11 protein-coding genes are annotated in these 19,770 nt (G+C 46.3%); 5 read left to right on the top strand and 6 right to left on the bottom strand.

Translation table 11 applies throughout. The annotated features are described in order from the left end of the window. Positions 1-244: 244 nt before the first annotated feature. Entirely contained in the window at positions 245-556 is a 312-nt protein-coding gene (locus FSB75_RS21570; protein ID WP_146791682.1) for a helix-turn-helix domain-containing protein, read from the top strand. Here the strand turns inward: FSB75_RS21570 and FSB75_RS21565 are convergent. Further along, on the bottom strand, positions 553-1,938 hold the full coding sequence (locus FSB75_RS21565) for a site-specific integrase (RefSeq protein ID WP_146791680.1): 1,386 nt from the start codon (positions 1,936-1,938) through the stop codon (positions 553-555). The genes FSB75_RS21570 and FSB75_RS21565 overlap by 4 nt on opposite strands. A 330-nt stretch (positions 1,939-2,268) precedes the next feature. Here FSB75_RS21565 and FSB75_RS21560 point away from each other — a divergent pair, with 330 nt between their 5' ends. Continuing rightward, positions 2,269-3,561: a site-specific integrase gene (locus tag FSB75_RS21560; protein ID WP_146791678.1), complete on the top strand. Its 1,293-nt coding sequence runs from the start codon at positions 2,269-2,271 to the stop codon at positions 3,559-3,561. 112 nt (positions 3,562-3,673) lie between these two features. Here the strand turns inward: FSB75_RS21560 and FSB75_RS21555 are convergent, their stop codons facing one another. The 3 genes from FSB75_RS21555 to FSB75_RS21545 all read right to left on the bottom strand — a co-directional run bounded on the left by FSB75_RS21555 (position 3,674) and on the right by FSB75_RS21545 (position 5,279). Continuing rightward, complete coding sequence (locus tag FSB75_RS21555; RefSeq protein WP_146791676.1) at positions 3,674-4,564, bottom strand: hypothetical protein; 891 nt, start codon at positions 4,562-4,564, stop codon at positions 3,674-3,676. Positions 4,565-4,574: 10 nt separating this feature from the next. After that, positions 4,575-4,841 (bottom strand): hypothetical protein, encoded by a 267-nt coding sequence (locus FSB75_RS21550; RefSeq protein WP_146791674.1) that lies wholly within the window; start codon positions 4,839-4,841, stop codon positions 4,575-4,577. A gap of 90 nt (positions 4,842-4,931) precedes the next feature. Further along, positions 4,932-5,279, bottom strand: a complete 348-nt coding sequence (locus FSB75_RS21545) for a hypothetical protein (protein WP_146791672.1) — start codon at positions 5,277-5,279, stop codon at positions 4,932-4,934. A gap of 913 nt (positions 5,280-6,192) precedes the next feature. Between FSB75_RS21545 and FSB75_RS21540 the strand changes: the two genes are divergently transcribed. From FSB75_RS21540 to FSB75_RS21530, 3 genes are all read left to right on the top strand, one after another. Further along, entirely contained in the window at positions 6,193-7,893 is a 1,701-nt protein-coding gene (locus tag FSB75_RS21540; RefSeq protein ID WP_146791670.1) for a DUF4402 domain-containing protein, read from the top strand. Positions 7,894-8,316: 423 nt separating this feature from the next. Beyond that, complete coding sequence (locus tag FSB75_RS21535) at positions 8,317-11,136, top strand: gliding motility-associated C-terminal domain-containing protein (protein ID WP_172623252.1); 2,820 nt, start codon at positions 8,317-8,319, stop codon at positions 11,134-11,136. 213 nt (positions 11,137-11,349) lie between these two features. Beyond that, on the top strand, positions 11,350-12,300 hold the full coding sequence (locus FSB75_RS21530) for a hypothetical protein (protein ID WP_146791666.1): 951 nt from the start codon (positions 11,350-11,352) through the stop codon (positions 12,298-12,300). Positions 12,301-12,433: 133 nt separating this feature from the next. On the opposite strand, the gene FSB75_RS21525 is transcribed toward FSB75_RS21530, so the two are convergent. Further along, the gene (locus FSB75_RS21525; protein ID WP_146791664.1) at positions 12,434-13,603 is read right to left on the bottom strand and encodes a hypothetical protein; all 1,170 of its coding nucleotides are present in this window, start codon (positions 13,601-13,603) and stop codon (positions 12,434-12,436) included. 269 nt (positions 13,604-13,872) lie between these two features. Continuing rightward, entirely contained in the window at positions 13,873-19,578 is a 5,706-nt protein-coding gene (locus tag FSB75_RS21520; protein WP_146791662.1) for a right-handed parallel beta-helix repeat-containing protein, read from the bottom strand. Between the last annotated feature and the right edge of the window lie 192 nt (positions 19,579-19,770).

Below are 19,770 nucleotides of genomic sequence, written 5' to 3'. Positions count from 1 at the left end.
ATCAACGACTCAAGGATTTGAATGAATTTGGTTACATTAGATATGAACCTTCTTACAAACGAAATGTAGGCAGCAAAATATACATGCAATTGAATGACCTGTCGACAAAAGCGACAGCTAATACATAATTGCTGGGAAAGAAAGGCCATTCTTTACTTGCAGTCGCTGATTGAATGTTCCAAGACTGCTTGGTCTACTATGAAAAGCCTCGCCGACATGCAAAAGTGTACAAAGGATAGTGAACATGGACAAAAATAATTCAACACCAATTTTGATTCCGCTTGAGCCCAGCGAATTTTGGACCCAAATGCGGGGAATTATTCGCGAAGAGCTATCAAAACAAACAAAAGAAAACAAAGGCGAAGAATGCTTTCAGGTTACGGGCCTTACGTACAAGCCGCTTTTCAAGATTCAAGAGGTATGTTCTTTTTTTCAGGTATCCCGGCCAACCATATACGACTGGATTAAGCAAGGCAAGCTAACCCCTTACAAAATCCGTTCACGAGTGTATTTTCTTTTCAACGACATTCAAAAATTGCTGGAACCCGGTCGTTAAGAACAGTTCGGAGACTGTTGATGACTGCTTTGCCTTTTGCGCGAACTGTTTTTACCAATGATAACTGAATTTTCTCGCTCGCGCCATATTTCTTCAATTTTGTTGGCAGCTTCTTCAGCCGAAATGCGGATATAACGGTAGAAACTCTTTTCTTTTTTGTGGCCGCTGATTTTCATGATTAACTGGACGGGTGTGCCCGCCAAAAACTCGTTTGTGCAAAAGGAACGTCGGCAGGTATGCGATGTTATCCACTCGTATTTTGGCTTTGTTACTGCAATGGTCTTTCCGCCTCTTTTGTGCGAAAAACTAATTGATGTATCGATGCCGGCCATCCGTCCAACCTCTTTTATATAATAATTTAAATCCGGGTTTGAAATGCGGGGAATTTGCTGTTTAAATCGTCCGGTAAAAATCTGGAAGGCTACTTGTTTTAATGGTATAACGACCCACGATTCGGATTTTTCCTGCTTCTTAAACAATTTTCTGTCGCGTACATCACTGGCTTTAATTTGAGAAAAATCTGAAAAACGAAGACCGGTAAGACAACCAAAGACGAACAAATCTCGGTATTTGGCCAAATGCGGAGATCCGGAAAGGTCCGCGTCCAATATTTGTTGAATTTCCGTTTCGCTTAAATAAACGGCGTCTGCTTCTTCTTCACAGATTTGAAACTCGGTTAAATCGATGGGTGCAATGATTTTGCGACGAATACGATCCTTCACAAACGTCCGCAGTTGCTTCACGGTTTTGCCAACGGTGTTTACCTTCAGACCCTTAATCACTTCTTTTCGCCGGACCTGGACGTGTTCAAACGTCAGGTAGTCTTTAAAAGCTTCGTAAAAACCATAATCCAACGATTCGAATTTAATGGGCTCTTTCCGGAACGTTTGAAAGGCAAACAGGTGTTCCTTCATCTGCCGAAAAATACCGACCGTGGACGGCGCTACGTTTTTTTCCTTGCTTTGAATATAGTCATCAAGCTGATGGAACAGATCGCGATTGAGCGCACAAGAATTGAGAGCAACGAGTTTTGCTGCTTCGGTTTCAGCGGTCAAGGTCATTAGATCGAACCGTGGCGAAAACGTTTCTTTGACAAATTTCCCTCGGTCAGGAAGATTTTTTTTGATCGCAAATTCCACAATGTCTTCCGCCAAACGGTACAGGCGTTTCAACTCCTCGTTCAACTCCTTGTAATCACCGTAACCGGCGGGCAAATCCTTGGAAATGCTACCGGTTTTTTTGTTCCAGAAAGCCGGCGGAACGGCAATTTCTGTGTTCAGTATTGTTCGGTTTTCTGCGCTGTAACAATATTGGATAAAGACAACGCTCGTTCCGTCCTTACGGATGTTTTTGCGTTCGCAAATAAGCTTTAGGGGCAACATGTTTTCCTCGATTTTTTCCTCGATTAAAATTTTGTCAACCTGTGTAAAGCTAAAAAGCAGAAAAAATCACCGCTGTTGCGAAAAGCTGAAAATCAGTCGGTTAATTGTAAAGTGGAGTAAAATAAAAGAAGGATTACTTTTTCGTAATCCTTCTTCTGCGGACTGGACGGGAAATAAGGTGCCCAATCTTGCAAAACCCATTCTTACCTACCTTTACCTATCTTGATTTTAAAGCATTGAATTTCAATAAAGAACAACAATATTGAAAACGATGCTGTTTTACTTTTATTCTACCTGACTGCGCTTTAATAGAATAAAAATAGAACAATCATGAGCAAGCCAATCAAGCCTGTGATTAAAAAAGGCGCTATTCGCAAAGACGGAACGTCCATCATTTTCATCCAGTATTGCCGCTCGGCAGAACAACGAACGCTCGTTGATTCTGGAATCTCTATTCCACCGAATTTTTGGAACCGGAAAACGGGCAGAATTTCCGAGACTCTGCCCTTCGAATACGGAAACGCTATTGCACTTCAAGAGCAACTAGTTCAGAAATTAAGGAGAGCAGAAGACATGGTGGACTATGCGATCAAGAAGAGTGTCGTTTGCCCTATGAAGTTTTTAAAGAACAACTTTTCGCTAGGGGTCAACTGGCAGCCGCAACAGATGAAGAACCATACAAACAGCCTGGATGTCTTTCAACACATTGACGACTACGTGGCAAGCAAAACAGGTAGTGTAAAAAAGTGTACGATCAACGTCATTAATGCGATGAAGTCGCACCTACAGCTGTTTGAAGCCCATCGCAAAGAAGCGATTACGTTTGACTCCTTCGACGCAAATTTTTACGAAAGCTTTGTGCAGTACTTAACGCACGAAGTCCCACAAGTACGCCGAAAAGCGCTGGTAAAAGGATTAAAGGCAAACACTGCCGGCAAGACCATTAAGCATCTCAAAGCCTTTTTAAAAGACAGGATGTGGAAGAAAATGATTCCACACATTGACCTTACCGGCTACAAAGTTTTGGAGGAAGAAGTAGATGCTATTTACATCAGTTGGGAAGAGCTCTCCGTCATCTATCACATGGACTTGTCGGCTACCACACAGTTGGAAAAGTACCGCGATCTTTTTGTGCTTGGCTGTTTAACGGGCTTTCGCTTTAGTGACTATTCAGATATACGACCCGAGGAAGTAAGAAACGGTATGCTGTATGTCAACCAAGCGAAAACGCATTCTACGGTCGTTGTACCGCTCCGTGCAGATGCAAGGACAATTCTCATTGATCGGTACAAAATGCAGATGCCACAGGTCAGCAACGTAAATTTCAATTATTATATCAAGGAAGTTGTACGACTTGCGGGCATTGCAGAGCCGATTAAGATTGTACACAAACGGGGCAATAAAACGACCCAGGAGATCAGGCCGAAATACGCGTGGGTTACCTCGCATACCTGCCGGCGCTCATTTTGCACGAACGAGTTTCTTGCGGGCACTCCCACCAATCTCATAATGGCCATTAGCGGGCATAAAACAGAGAAGGCCTTTCGGCGATATATCAAAGCGGAACAAGTTCAAAAAGCAGAAATGATCAAAAAGATATGGGACAGTCGGCCCAATCTGTAAAGTGCATATATACGTCAGCCAGTGTTTTGGCGGACGAATTTGTGGAGGTCATTGCGACGTGATTTTGAACTTTCTGAGCACCCCGTCCGCAGCATTTGTAATCGTATCCACATTATGGTCTTAACCAAGGGAATTTATTCACCTCAACCCTTCGGTATTCAAATAGCTTTTGTTCCAGGGCTGCGTAGTCAACAAGCAGATTTGGAATTTTCAGCACTGTGCCGTCTTTGAACGCTATTTCAACGATTGCAAAACCACTAAATTGATTTCGTGAACCGCGGCTTCTGATTGTGGTGTATTGCAGAATGTTCCGCTTGTCATACCGAAGAGGGTTGTCAACATTGCCAAAATAGAATGTGTCGTTTCCTTTTGACATGATCAAGATTTTGTCTTTTACATAACGGTAGTAATTGAAGAAAACAAGCAAATGCAACCCGCCGCCAACCAAAAACATAACCGTCAAAAGCACAATTAGTGCGAGGACATTTATCGAATTAACGCCCTTTGTAAAAAAGAGAATTACAAAAAATACCGATAGACAAAAGTTCATGCCGCTTGTTGAGAGTAGATAATTCTTGATTGATTTGGGCGTTACCAAATAGTTGAAGTCTTGCGTCACGAAATGCTTCAGATTGTGTTGCAACCACGTATTTTCTTTTTTGAATTGAGTGGTGTCAAATTGCGCCTGCAGGAAATAGTTTTTGATGTACTCGTAACCGTCTCTTAAATGAAGAAAGCTCTTGGTAAACAACGTTTGCGATGCGTCCATGTAATGGAGGACGTATTTCTGATTGAAAAAAACGGCGCACTTTAGATAGTCATTGTTCTTTCCCTCAATCGTTACAGAAGGATTGGTTAATTCAATGACAATCTTGTCGCGTTGATTTTCCCAAGGAAAGTTTTCAAGGAGCATAACCGTTTCTTCGTAGTCACGTTTACGTATGTCAATGAATTCTCCGGGTTCAAAATTTTTATACTGGACTTTGGAAATTAGTTTGGTCATATGCCGCGCACTACTTCATCGTTGCCAAATCATTTGCAAGGGCTTGCTCGTCGTAGACGGTAAGTTCACCGTTGCGTTTGTAGCGGTAGTAATTTCTGCCGAGCTCCAACGCACGGTGCTTGTCGCTGGAGCGAAGGGCCTCTTTGTACTGCTGTTCCAATTTTGCCAAAAACTCAGCCTCATGGTCAGCCTTTTTGCCTTTGCCGAAGCTGCGGTAAATCAAAATCACAATTAATAGAAGAAGAATGATTCCCATGGGATACCCTGAAGAGTACATGTTGAAAGATTGGTTCGGGTGAATTTATTGCACGAAACCTACACAAGCAAATTATCATTCGCCGGTAAAAAAATATACACCTCGTTTGCGCTACAAGTCCGGCCGGTAGGCATTGATGATGTGCGCTGGATTTTTACTGCGAAAGGTTAGCGAACCATCAAGCTCCTGAAAGGAAGTAATCGTTACGCTGTTGTAGTCTTGCTGTTCCTGCCCCTTTTGGGAAGGAAAGACCAAGATCGCGGGGAAGGCCGTCAGCTTAAAGCTTTGCGTGAGGGGCGCTGCGCCTTCTTTTGTCAGTGTTAGCGTAAGGACTTGACCCAACGAGTTGTGCACAAGAAGAAACAGGCAATCAATTGTACGAAAGGGTTCGGGAAGAGAAACGGTAACACTTTTTCCTTCGGGTACCGAGAGCGGCAGTTTGTCAAAGACGGTCTTCATGTAAGCAATGTGTGTTTTTCAGCTATCGCAAAGCTAAGGGAGCAAGGTTTGGTGTGGGGGTAAAAAAGAAGGAAACCAAGCGTCTTTAGCATCTGACAGCCATGATTTTCGTTTTTCACTGTATTGGAACACCAGCAGCAGGAACGTTCACAAATAAAAATCCCTTCTCATTGGAGAAGGGATTTTTACAAGGCGTTTGGCGGTTCAGGATTTAGTTTTTTCATCGGGCGGACCTGCGCCTTTGCTTTTCTAGGATTGGACGGTTTTCAAAAGGGGCAATTCGTTACAGTTGGGTTTCTTAGGAATTGGCTACAGCTTGTTTTGGTTGCTCGTTTTGTTTGGTTTTTCAGTGCTTAGCGGATCGCTTGTAACACAAAACTACCTCTCACCCTAAGACCACCTGGGCACTCTTCGGTGAATCAGGTAAAAGCCAGGGGAAAGATTAGCAGTTCTTAGACGAATGCAAAAGCAAAAGAGTTGAAATCCAACCAATTAGTAAATTTACTTTCTCACCATACGTAGAACTCCGATGCTTCACAGGTATTGCAATTATTGCAACTTCCAGCAAGGGATAATGATTGAAAATTCTATTATTTTTTTCAAGTCCATAGCTAAAAGGTTCGAAGTCGCTAGTCTTGTACACTTGTACGTCAGCATGAATGAAGCAAAGCCATTGTTGGTTGCTAGTTTTAGTTCATAGTATGGAAACTGATATACTTCGGCAGGAATTATGTTGCCTTTGTTAAGCAAGGTTCTAAGTTTGATCTAACCGTCTCTATCTGTTGTGCGCCTTGCGCACAGTAGCGTACATGCTTCACGTTTGTTTTGAACGTCAACAAATTCCCTTCACTTTCATTTACAGCACGTCAATATCAATGGCAAAAACCCTTAATTTGGCAAAAATTTGTACTTGATGAAATACCTGCTTACTGGAATTGTGCTGCTGCTTTTTGTTTTGTTCCTACATTCCTGTCAACGAGAAATAACCGCTCTCAATACAGCTTCCGCACAAGGCTCTTTGCAAGCCGCTAACGGTGATTGTCTTCCGAAAACAGTCAGCGGCACGTACACCGCTACAAAACCGTTAAACGACAGCAACTTTATTGAAGTAAGTGTCAACGTACAAGCCGCAGGAACGTATACTATTGCTACAGACACGGTGAACGGTTTTTCATTCAAAACAACAGGCACCTTTTCAAGTACCGGTACAACGACGGTTCGGTTAAAAGGCACAGGAACACCTGCTGCTGCAGGCACGGCTAATTTCACGGTATCGTACGGGGCTACAACTTGTCGTATCGCTATAACCGTTGTGCCTTTGGGTGCGCCCAGCAGTCAGGCAAACTTTACGCTCGTGGGATCGGGCGGCGGTTGCAGTGTTACCCCGGAAGGAAATTACATTAAAGACAGCACGCTGAATACCACCAATAGGGTTGGCGTACAGGTAAACGTTACGTCCGTCGGTACCTACAGCATCACGACCAATACCGTGAACGGCTATACCTTTTCGGGTACAGGCACTTTTAGCACAACGGGAACACAAACCGTTTACCTCCAAGGAAGTGGCAAACCTCAAGCTGCAAAAGCTGATAATTTTACAGTCACGGCCGGAAGTTCAACCTGCACCTTCAGCATTACGGTAACCGCCGGAGCGCCGTCAGCGGCGACGTTTACGCTGGCGGGTTCACCCAACGGTTGCGGCAATTTCAGCGTCCAGGGGACGTACCAGGCGGGTACGGCGTTAGGCAGTTCAAACACGGTAACCTTTGGTGTGAACGTCACGGTCCCCGGGTCGTATACCATCTCCACCAATACCGCCAACGGTGTGTCGTTTTCCCGCACGGGTTCATTTTCAACAACCGGCGCACAAACAGTGGTTTTAAACGGTTCAGGCACGCCAGCAGCGGCGGGCAACACATCCTTTACCGTCACAGCCGGCAGTTCAACTTGTACGTTTAGCGTTACGGTTGCATCTACCCCGCCACCACCGACGGGAACAGGAACGTATCTGCCGCTTACGTTAAACAGCTGGTGGAGCTACAACTGGACAGATAACTCGGGATCCGTTCAGCCCGACAGCCTTGAACTTAGAAACCGTTCTACTTTTTCTTATAATGGCAAAACCTATACAAGAACGTCGATGTTCTCTCAACGTTGGTTTAACGATACCTTGAACTTTGCCAAAGTGGGAAACGATTACTACCTCTATTTGGACGACATTGCTAACAGCTATCTTGACTTTTATGCAGACAGCACCAACCCAAAGGGAACAGAAGTTATTGTATTAAAAGACAACATGCCCGCTGGGAGCGTCTGGAACAGTACCCCATACACCGTTTGGTCAGGCGGAGCGCAATTCCAGCACCGCTATCAGACCCGGCAGCTGACAGTTAACACAAGCGAAGTGGTAAACGGCGTTACTTATCAAAACGTGATCTGGGCGCAAGTCGCCATGCAGATTTACGAGCCGGCCCTAAGCGGGTTTAAAGATTTCTACATCTACGATTTTTATTTTGCAAAAGATATTGGCATCATCAAACAGATGGCCTACCCGCACGGACTGCCACAGTATTTTGATTACCTGTGGGAGCTTCGGAATTACAAAGTATTTTAAATAGACTGCCTAAAAACAGGCTTTTTAGCACCGTATAGAATTTTTCCATAAATGGTTACCAGTTTGTCTTTCGTTTTACCGTAGGCCAAAAAGCGAGAAACTCTTATTTTGGTGCCATTATCAAGCTGTGTCGACCATCATGTGATCGGTAGTCAGCAGCCGTTCGTATTCTTTTCGTGGCCAAATACTGACTGATCAATGCGTCGTTACCGTCTTTTTCAATTGCTCTTATTTATTGTTCTCTTCCTTTCAATTTGCTGTGCAGGCTTCTGCCAAACGCAAACGCTGTCCAGCAGCTACAAAATAAAACACACGTCGACAGCAAGGTTTTTCGAGAGTCGGAAATATATCCACACCCGCGACAATTCGACGGTTATTGTGGGTAAATGGGGGTCAACGGAGGACGGTGCGGACTTGCTTATTATGAAAGTAAACGCCAGGGGAGAACAGTTATGGGCAAAGAAAATTGTGGTCAGCATTCGCTTAGATGAATACGAACTCACCGAAATGAGCGACGGGAGCCTCGTTTTTGTGGGCGATTCGCAGTACAACACGGCGCCAACCAACTCGGACATGCTTTTAATAAAGTTTACCTGTCAAGGTGATGTTGTCTGGAGCAAGAACTTGTCGATGACGGCCTCAGTCCCACATCGTTTTTTAATGCCTTACTCAATTAAGGAAGGCAAAAACAACGATGCTATCATCAGTTTTTACGGCGTTAATTCCGTGCAGTATACGGTGGTGTGCCGGGTAGACAGTGCAGGCAATCTCGTATGGAGCAAAACATTTTACGGGACCGATAACCAAACGCAATTGCCGTCGGTGGCCTTTGTTGCAAACGATAAAATTTTTGTTTTTGGATTTAAGAGTTTATTCCAAAATTCCTTTCTCTACAACAAATCGTTTTTTGCGATACAACTGGATTACAATACCGGCGCGACACTTGTTACAAAAGGCTACAATTATTCAGAGTTCATTACCAATTACGGCATACTGGGCACGCACCCTAAAATTCACTTCTACGCCGAACAGCTTGCCAATGGTGGATTTGCGTTGTTTGGCGTCTTCTCAAACTTTAGCCAGCAGACGGGCTACTTCTTTAAACTTCTTTTGCGTCCGGATTTATCGATTGACAAAGCCACCGCTTTCTCGGTAGCCCAGCCGACTATAACCTATTGGTCAAAGATCAGCGTCCTGCCAAACGGGCAAACGCACATTGTTTGCGCGAATTATGATTCACGAACGTTTTATTGGTACGCGGTTGACAGTCTGCAGAACAAAATCCGTGAGCAAAAAACGCCTTACCCCAATACCTATATCGACCTACGCTACGCCGTGGCGCAGAGTGGGCTAAACCGCTCCCTGTGTGTGCTCAGCACGATGAATGCGACGGCCGCGGCAAACGGAAGCATTGAAATCATTCAAGCCGAAGATAACGACGCGGGCATGCTTCCTTGTTTGGGTACCGACACGTCGTTTGTCAAAGTGGTGCCGTGGTCCGTATTGTCCGGAACGATGCAGTGGCAATCCGTAAAAGACAACGAAGCCGTGCTCTCCCCGTTGCAATTTACCAGCACGGCCATTCCCGTAACCAGTCAGTACGTGTGCGAACCCGTTGCCGCACCACCGTCGAGCGGACAGGCCTCAATAAAAATTACGGGAAAAGACACAATCTGTTTCAATGGGCCGGTACGGCAATACGTTGCTCACCGAATAAACCAGTCTGCACCCGTCACGTGGCTGCTTGACTCGTCTAAGTATGGCACCCTCAGCACGTTGAACGATTCCACTGTTTCCATAGCCTTTACGAATCAACTGACCCGGCCGACTACTTTAAAACTATATGCATACGCAGGAACTTGCACGGTCACGCAGGATTCGCTGAACGTTACGCTACTGCCGCCAAATCTGAAATTGTCGGCAAACGTTAACACCTGCAATCCCCCGTTCACCTTGCATCCGGGACCGTGGTTTAATACTTATCTGTGGCAGGACGGTTCAACCGACTCAACCTTCACCGTAACGCAGCCCGGTTTGTATTATGTGACGCTTACCGATGGTTGCGGCAATGTAATTCATGACTCACTAAGGGTCAGTGGAGCAACGATTGACATTGGCCCCGACCGAACAAAGTGCAACACCGACACAATACACCTCGACGCTCCCGCAGGATTTCTAAGCTATTCGTGGTCGCCTGCTTACAACATCTCGTCCATTACAGGAGCAAGTGTCGTGGTGAATCCTTCTGTCGACACAACGTATTTCGTCAAAGCAGGAAACGGACCGGGTTGTTTTGCGAACGACACGGTGCGCATTACGGTTCGCAAATCCCCGCCGATATCATTTGGCCCGGACGTTAGTTTATGTTCTGGCGATAGCCTAACGCTCGACGCTGGCGTTGGCTTTTCCACCTATCATTGGAATACAGGCGCTGTAGGGCAAACACTCCTCGTGAAATCAACCGGCACGTATTCCGTGACGGGGACAACAATTGACGGGTGTCGGAGTTCCGATACACTGCAAATCTTGCAGATGTTCCCGCGACCACAGGTGCAATTGAATAAGAATCCCACACTTTGCGAGGGTGAGATCAGCGTGCTTGATGCCGGTGCGTTTGCAGCCTACTTATGGCAAGACGGAAGCACGGCAAGAAGCTTTACAGCGACAACGATTGGAACATACTCCGTTCGCGTAACGGACAATAACAACTGCACGGCAAGTGACACGACGGTGATTACAACAATTTACCCGTCGCCAAAAAATTTCATTGCTTCCGATACGGCGTTTTGTTTGGGCGAAAAGCTGGAATTAAAGCCACTTACAAATTACCCAAACTACGCATGGAGTACGGGTGCCAGCACACCATCCCTTACCATTAGTCAGCCGGGCATTTATTGGTTGCGGGTTCAGGACAACAACGGTTGTAGGGGCACTGATTCTATCTCAGTATCGGTCAAGAATTGCATCGCGAGTTTTTTTGTTCCAACCGGATTTACACCAAATGGCGACGGAAAAAATGATGACTTCCACCCTGTTCTTACCGGTGTGGTTAAAAACTACCGGTTTACGATCTATAACCGCTGGGGGCAAGTTGTTTTTCAAACTACTGATTTGAAAAAGGGATGGAATGGAAAGATTGGAGACATCCCACAGGCAACAGGCGTGTTTGTTTGGATTTGTAGCTATCAGTTTGAAGGCGAAGAAACGAAAACGGCAAAGGGAAGTGTAGTACTCATAAGGTAATCGGCTTCTGTATAACTATATGATTAATTGTACGTGCAACGCTTACTCCGCCGAATCCTGCGGCTAAATTCATTTACGTAGCATTATTTGTAAGACGGATTTGCTAAAGGCAATACAACAACATAAAAGTTATTGGCCGTCTGTATCATTGGTTTCCAAAAGCGCAGCTATATTTGAAAATCACCACCACAAACATTGCGAATTAATGCTGCCATGAAATACACGCTATCAACCGTTTTCCTGCTTCTCGTTTTGCTCGTTGCAACAAGCCGCTGCAAAAAAGAAGAAATCCCTGCGCCTGCAAACTCACCCGGAAGTTTTAGTGCAACCATTGACGGAACGGTGTGGGAACCGTATTCCTACCACGCTACCTATCTTCCTAAAATGAAACGGCTTTACCTGATAGCCGAGGATCAAAAAGCACGTCTTCTGGCCGGCATTCAGATTGATAGCCTTTCGCCCCTCAAAACCTACCCTCTCCTGCCGCTGGGTATCGAAGCGGTCGCTGAACTTTCGCAAGACGTCGCTTACAGTTCCAATCAAAACGCCCAGGACGCGGGCGGGACGTTTCAAGTATTGAAGTTCGATACGACGTCCGGTAAAGTGAGTGCAGTCATCAATTTTACCGGCTATTCAGCCGACCGGAAAAAACGTGTGTTTGCCACGAAGACCATCACGGACATCGAGTTAAGACGCGACACCGTTTCGCCGGCAGGCAACCCGGCCAGTTGCACCGTAACGGGCCTTGCGACCACGAGGTGGAAAACCACTGAAACGGAAGCAGTCGTCAACTGCTTGGTCAATGGTGTGCCGTTCGGCTTGCGAATCGAAGTGCCTTCCATTCTTGGCGGTTCCACCACTGCCCGCCAGTGCCTCATCTTTGAAATTCCAATGACGCTAAAGGCGGGTACTTACCCGGTACGCCCGTCTCTACCCCCTTATTCTTATTGTGGAAATCCTGAGATAAGTTGCCGCTACAACCTCAACGACAACGACCACGGATATTTCGCCACTTCCGGCAGCTTTACCATAACAAGCTTTGACACGTCAGCACGAAAACTCACGGCGAGTTTTCAAGTGTCCGTAAAGGATACCACCGCACGAAGCGAAACGATCCAACTTACCAATGGACAACTCAAACTGAATTCTTGGTATAAGCAGTAGACCTTACGCCTCTCATTTTTTTAGGGCCCGAGCCGAAACGTTTTGCGACCCAATTTGGTTGCTGTAACATCAGATTGACGACGGACACAGTTATTGTCATTCCGCTCGTAACCGTTCGAGGGTAACGGCTTTATTAATACGACAGCTCAAGTGTCTTATAGCTCGTGCTGTTGTCGGTTTTGTTGGTGATTTTGCTAATGCGTCCCTTTGCGTCCCGCTCAACGGTATTGGTGGTCGTAGCGGCTTGCTTAAACACCCGCCTTCCTCCTGTCATCAGAAAAACCGAATCCGTTGACCGCGACGACATCCAGTTATAGAGGTCTGTGTAATTGCCGCCTTCGCGAACGCTATAGGTGGCAAAGGTGTTGGCGTTGGCAGTTATATAAAACCAAAGGGGATCTTTCGCAATGGGATTGACCGCGTCAATAAAGGACTTAATGGCTGTGGTATCTTTCGTGTATTGGTAAACAACTTTCCGTTCGAGTGCGGATGTAAAGATGCCAAACGATGTTGGGGTCGGATAAACATAATCACCATTTCTAAGCACGAAGCTGTCGCACAAATAGGGCGAACGGGTATAAAAAACACTACGGTCTTCGATCTTTGGGGAGTACCAGGGAATCTCTTTAGTGTAGTAATAATAATAGCGCATCTGGGGCGTCTCGTTCGTAAAACCCGTGCCAGGTCTCACCGCTTCCTGTAGATAAATGCTGTCTTTGTTGAAATTAAAATAGTTGTGTGGCCCGTAGTTGGCGTAATAGATTTCCGCGTATTTGGTATCGCCTCGCTGCGTGACGAACAAATCGTTTTGATACGAGAGCGAGACCTTTTGTTGTTGAAAATCGCTGTAAAGCTTCAAAACCGAAGTATAGCCAAGCCTTGTCGAACCGCTGGTGTACAACGTGCTTAGTTTAAAATTGTTGACCGGGGATTCCTGCAACACGAATTGGTTGACGTCGTGATAGACATACCCTGAGCGGTAATTGCGGGATTCAAAACTGTTGAACAGGCCTGCGGCTGGGTTATAAACATATGCCTGCCGTACTTTGTAAAAATAGGTGTCGGCTCCCGGATAATAGGTAGTATCCGTCCAGTAAATGACGCCAACCGGACTTGTAAGATCAGCGGAATCCAGTTCGTAAATCCATTTTTTTAGCAGCGTGTTTTGGCTGTAAAAATTTAGGGTCACTTTTTTGGGCTGTTCTATTTTTTCACCGGTTGCCAACGGATCGGTGTTGTTGCCTTTGCTGCAACGGGTAAAGAGGAAAAGAACGAGGAGTGTCCAAAGAATGTTTTTATTCATAACGGTGAGTGAGGAAACGAATGTAGTGGAAGTCGAAGTAAATAGGCGTTTGTTGATGACAAAAGCAATGATTCGTATCTAATTAAGCTTTCCAGTAGGATTAATGTTTTGATACGTTGTGCGCTGAAATCAAGACCTGCTTGACAACCTTCTCTCTTTTTACAAGCGAATTGCCGTTAAAAAAATTTCGGTCTGCACCTCCTATTTTGGTGCTTGCACGCCAACTTATGAGACTTAGGCCATTTTGTGAATGTGTTTACCGCGAACAATTAATGTGTTGTAGTTAACGTATATCCCGAACCAATCGTTAGACTTGCGCCTTCCTGCACCGAGACGGTTCGGCAAATGGCATTGATGTTTACAAACGGGTAATTCGATGTACCCGCAAAAACATACACGTCGGTATTTCCGTCGGGCACTTTGCCGCAATTCCAATTCGCGGGATCATTCCAAGCATTCGAAGTACCACCGGTCCAAACCGCCTCAAAGGTCAACAAGTCAGTCTTGCTGTATGCGGTGCCATTTGCATTTGTTACGACGCAACGGTACGTATAACCATACCAGCTGGTAGGAGCACCTGTCAATGTTAAAGAACCAGTTTGGGCACCGCCATAAACAGCGTCGTTTTGAATGTTGATAAACCCATTGCCTTCATTGACTTGCCACTGGAAGGAATTGCCTGATTCACTTGCGGTAAAAACCTTTCCGCCACACGCAGGGCCAGTTGATTCATAGGCGCCCAAATCAGGCTTAGGCCCATTAACCCGCTTATTCCGTAAAGCGTCGAACGGTATTGCTGCGACAGAGGACAGATCGCCTGCGTCTACAAGCAAAGAGGTTGGTGATAGTTGCAAGCCATCATCATCGGTTAGCCATTGATTATCTGGTCCCTCAGGATTGAGTTCGTTTTTAAAGCGCGGTGACACATACACGTTGTTCATGTCGAAATAATTCACAAAAGATTGTACCCGGTTGTAACGAATGTTGGAACGGTAACAATTAAAAGCCGGACAATTTTCTTCGGCGATATCAGACCCCATGTATGTTTCATCGGTGCTGTTAACGGCTAGCGAATTGGATTTGAAAACACAATTATAAATCTGCGGAAAGCCTTGATCTTGTTGATAAACAATTCGGTTGTACAGCCCGGCTCCACTTGCGACCGCCGCGTGATTTCGCACGAAGGTGCAATTGGTAACGTATGTTTTATAGGGTGCGTCAGTGTACATTCCACCGCCTTGAAAGGCTGCAGTATTGCTGTAAAAAATTACGTTGTTGTAATTAATGCCGGCGGTGTAAAAACCATTGCTGCCGCTGCCAAAGATACCGCCGCCGTGTGCACCCGCGTAGTTCGCCGCCATAACTGAATTTTCAACAACGCCCTGGACATTTCCCGTCATGGAAAACAAATACAAACCGCCGCCGCGACCTGTTGACCTGTTGGCGCGAACCACTGTACGGCTGATTTTAAAGTAGTCGGAGGCGCTGATCATCATGCCGCCACCGGCTACCGCCGTATTTTTTTGCAAAACGCAATTCAAAACTTTCACCTTCGAACCGACGGCCAAAATACCCCCGCCCCCTACCTGTGTCAGCAACTGGCCAACATTTGCAAGCCCGTCTTGTATAACAAAGCCGTCAAGCGTTACCAATGTATCTGCATTGTTTATTAGCAGAACGTGTTTTGTATTGTCGGAAGAATCAGCTGGCGAACCGATATTGCCACTCAAAACCGTTGGATAAAGCGTCGGATTTCGTTCGATATCCGCGGGACTGCCGGTTGATGGATAACCACCCAAATAAGTTTTATTGTGTTGCAAAAGAAAAGAGCTGTCACGATCGAAAACGGCCGGCTTGTAAACCCCGCTCGCTACCTTCACCGTGTCGGCGCAAATATTTTCGATGGCTGGCCACAGTGATGTGTAGGCATTGGCCCACGATGAACCGTCGCCATTACCGGTGGAAGACGGGTTAACGTAAACTGTTTTTGAAAACCCACCGGCTGGCGATTGTCTTTCGTACGCGCCGATGTCAATCCCATTGCCATAAACGCGGTTCTGATTCAATATATCTACTGGTTGGTTGTTTGCATTTGTGCTTCCCGCATCTATAGCTGGAGAACGAGCACTAAGGGTTAAACCATCATCGGGCGTAAAAAACTCGTTGTCTTTTCCATCAGGGTCGTTGTACTCAGACAGCCGCGGATTTATGCCGACCAGATTGCCGTTAACGCCGTTGGTTCCGTATGCTTGGGTAATGGAGTTGTTAATGGTTGTAGAGGAAGTATATGTGGTATTGGGGTCGTTCACAATATCTGGCGCTGGGCTTTTTGTATCCAGTTTGCCGCCCCAGAAAATGCTGTTTTTAACCGTGAGTTGCGAGCTGTCAGTGTTCAAGACCAGAGCGCCACTCTGACTTACTTCTCCAGGTATGCCTTGACGTACAAAAGTTACATTGGTCAGTGTAGCCACCGTCCTAACATTCTTCATGAACGGCGTCCCATCTGTAGCGGGCATTGCAGCAATGCAATTGATCAACGTAGGGCGACTGTATAAACGGCTGTAAAAGTTCCCGGTTTTGGAGAACGCACAAGAGATAAAAGTGGGAGAAGATAATTCATTGAACACAACGCCACCGTCTCCCGTCGCCTTGCTGTTTTTAAATTGGCAAAACCGAAACACCGGTGCGCTTCCCGAATTAAATATACTACCGCCGCTTACCACTGTAAGCGTATCGTTGAAAGTGCAATTGTCGAATTGTGCGTTCGAACTGTCGTTAAAAACGTCTCCGCCGTATTCACTTGTTGTGTTGGCTGTAAAGATGCAATGCGTGAACTGCGGTTGGCTAATGCTGTTCATTATGGCACCGCCCCAATGGCTCGCAGTGTTATAGGCAAACCTGCACGAATCAAAAACAGGTGAAGCATAACGGTTGTTCACCGCTGCACCGTCGTAACTATCGTCATAGGTCGCACCAGTCCGGTTGTGGATAAAATTGCAGTTTTGAAATCTTGGCCGGGCACTAATGATAATAGTGGCGCCAAAATAATTGCTATCCAGCGTGCAGCGAAGGAAGAGTGCATCGCTGCCTTTTTGCGAAACAATGCCGAAGCTATTGCCGGCAATGCGACAATTTTTAATCGTTGGTGAAGCCTTGTCAAGAAGGTAAAGGCTTCCCAACGCTGGACGTATCGGGGAACAGTCCCGAACGGTAAAGCCATCCATCATCGTTGTACTGTCGACGTTCTTGCTCTTTATAATGATGCTGCTTTGTGATCCATTTGGCAACTTGCCGCTCAAGACCGTTGGATATAAACTTGCGTCACGGTCTGCGTCACTTGGATTTCCCGTACTCGGATATCCACCTAACAAAACCTTTTTGTTTTCCAGCGTAAAAAAAGAACGTGTATTGGCCTGGGAAGGCGGATAAGTACCAGCGGCTACCTTAACGGTATCAGCACAATACTGCAGGGCTTTTTGCAAGTCTGTGAATGCATTGGACCAACTGCTGCCGTCGTTTGTACCCGTGGCAGCTTTGTTCACATACACAGTCTTCAACGGTGTTGAGCGAGTCGCCGGCATCTCGTAGGCACCTAAGTCCACAGTTCCGAAAACGCGGTTGCTGCCCGCCAAATCGGGTTCAGTCAGATTCGCTAGTGCGTTGTTGCCAGCGTTAAGGCCCGGTGAGCAAGGGTTAGTGAGCGACAGCCCATCGTCTGCTGTAAAAAACAAATTATCCGGACCATCTAAATCCGCCGTGTCCCGAAAGCGGGGATTCACACTCAATTGAACATTATTGCCTCCCTTATAGTTTTGAAAAATGCAGTTCTGTACTGATGCGGTTGAATTTGAAAGAACCAGTTCGCTTGAGTCGGGTGAAAAGGTCTGATAAATATCTTTGTTAATGTTCCTGTTTTCGTAGAAGATAGAATTGTTAATGCTTATGTTGGCGCCGCTGGTGCCCACAACCACGGCACCTTCAGGCCTGTAGCCGCAGACGTTTCCGAAAAAGGTGCAATTAACTATTTGCGGGTTGCCGCCAGAATGGTACAATGCGCTGGATGAATCGAAACCGCCGTTGTTGGCGAACACACAATTGTAAAATACCGGGCTGCCATTGCTACTGTATACGATACCTTTTGAATAAGTTAGAAATGAAACGTTGTTGTTGACAAAGACGCTATTAATCACTGTAGGCGAGCTGTTGATTGCCGTAATGGCCGTGCCATCGTTGCTCTCACTGGCGTAATTATTTCTGAACAAGAAGTTGCGCAATACCGGGCGGCTGTTGAAAGAAAGCACAACTGCGCCTGAGCGACTACCGCTTCCATACCCGTAGGTTTCTTGAAGAATGAAACCGTCCCAAAGTGTAACAGACGACAACGAACTGCCCATCAGCAAAACCGGGAAGTTTCCGCTATAACCCGGCACACCCAATTCGCCGCTTAAGATGGTTTGATTGGTTCGCCAGTTTCGGTCTGTCTCCGTAGGATTCCCAGAGTCAGGGTAACCGCCGAACACCACCACGCTGTCTTTCATGCTGAAAGCCGAGCCGCTAGGCTTATACATTCCTTTGGCGACTTTAATCGTATCGCTCGGCAATGCAGAAGACAAGGCGTTATAGAGTGACGTGTATGCGTCAGCCCAGGTTAACCCGTTGTTGGCACCCGTGGCATTGGCTTTTACATAAAAGACGAAAGTGGCATTAGGCGTCGAGCTTGGGATAATCGATACGTTGTAATCTTCGGTTTCTATTTGGTCGGTTGTTCCGGTGCTATAATTGCCACAAGCGCCCACCCAGTCATAATAAGAGTAGATGGCACGTAGGCGCATTCGAGTAATGCCGCCTTTGGCGTTAAAGGGAATGCGAATCCATTTCTTTACAACTCCTGCCCCTACCGGACGTCCCACTTCGGTCTGTTCGTTGTCTTCAAAGACACCGTTTTGATTAAAGTCAATCCAAACCTTGACTACTTTGCTTCCGCTACCACCCGTGCGTACCGTGAGCAACTGATAGGTACCTGCCTGTAAAGAGGGCGATATCGCTGTCGTTGTGTAATCGCTATAGCCGCTGCTGCCGCAGGCCGAAACATTCGCCAGGCTTCCAACTGCGACCGAATCCATGTAATAGAAAGTACAAACAGTGGGAGACGGAACGCAATAACAAGTAGCCAAAGGTTTCATGCCAACCAGCACGGCGGTTGAAGAGGCTGAGCCACCCGCAGCACACTGGATAAGCCGGCGGTAATAAGTGGCACTGCTTTGAAAAGTTGAAAGGCTGGTCGATATCGCTCCAGAAATGTCTGTCCAGTTGCTGCCATCCGGCGACGATTGCCATTGAAATGACACGCCGCTAAAACCGGCGGTAGCGCCGTTAACACTTAATTGTACGGATGTTGTTGGGCATACGCTGGCGTCAGCACTAACCGCGTTTCCGCCGATCAGTGGTGCCGAACAAGGCGGCAGCGTCGTTATGTTCAACGTGTAGTCGTGAGCTTGGCCGGCTGACGCTGTTGCGTTACAGGGTGAGGGATAAGAAATGTTACGTTTTGCAATGCGCATTCGTGTAACACCACCCAAAGCATTCAACGGGATGGTCACATTGAAGGAAAGCGTCGCACCATCAGCACCAGAGGAAAATAACCGGCCCATGTCGAGTTGCTCTCCGGCATCGGAGAAATTACCGTTTTGGTTCCAATCAAAATACACCCGGTAGTAATCAAGTAAACTATTTGAATAACCCGAAACAGATAATGTATAGGTGTTGCCTTGGGTTACGTTCGCTACAAGCGAGGTAAAATCGCGATGGGCTGCTCCGGGGCTGAACGAAGGAATCGTGTTGGTCAGATTGGCAAAAACAACTTTGTTGATCGATGTAACGGGACTGAAGCTTTCTCCGCAGTATGGTGCAGGAAATTGAGCGTTTGCAAAACATACCGAAAGAATCTGGGCAAAAAGGATTATTATTTTTCTCATAAGCGACTAAAGACTTTGGGTCGAATCTCGTTGCAAAACGATGACTACGTTTTTTACTTTACGTGTGATTTCTCAGATACTGTTCGTGTCGGTGTCTCACGCATCAAGCTGTTATTGAATGTTGTCCATTGAATCGACTAGCTTTCTTAATTTTTGTTCGTTTCGACTAGCTGTAAAACTGATGACGCTCGT

The organism is Flavisolibacter ginsenosidimutans, from assembly GCF_007970805.1.
Taxonomy (GTDB): Bacteria; Bacteroidota; Bacteroidia; order Chitinophagales; family Chitinophagaceae; genus Flavisolibacter; species Flavisolibacter ginsenosidimutans.
The sequence above is the reverse complement of the archived record's forward strand: the minus strand, read 5'-3'. Positions and strand labels throughout refer to the sequence as shown.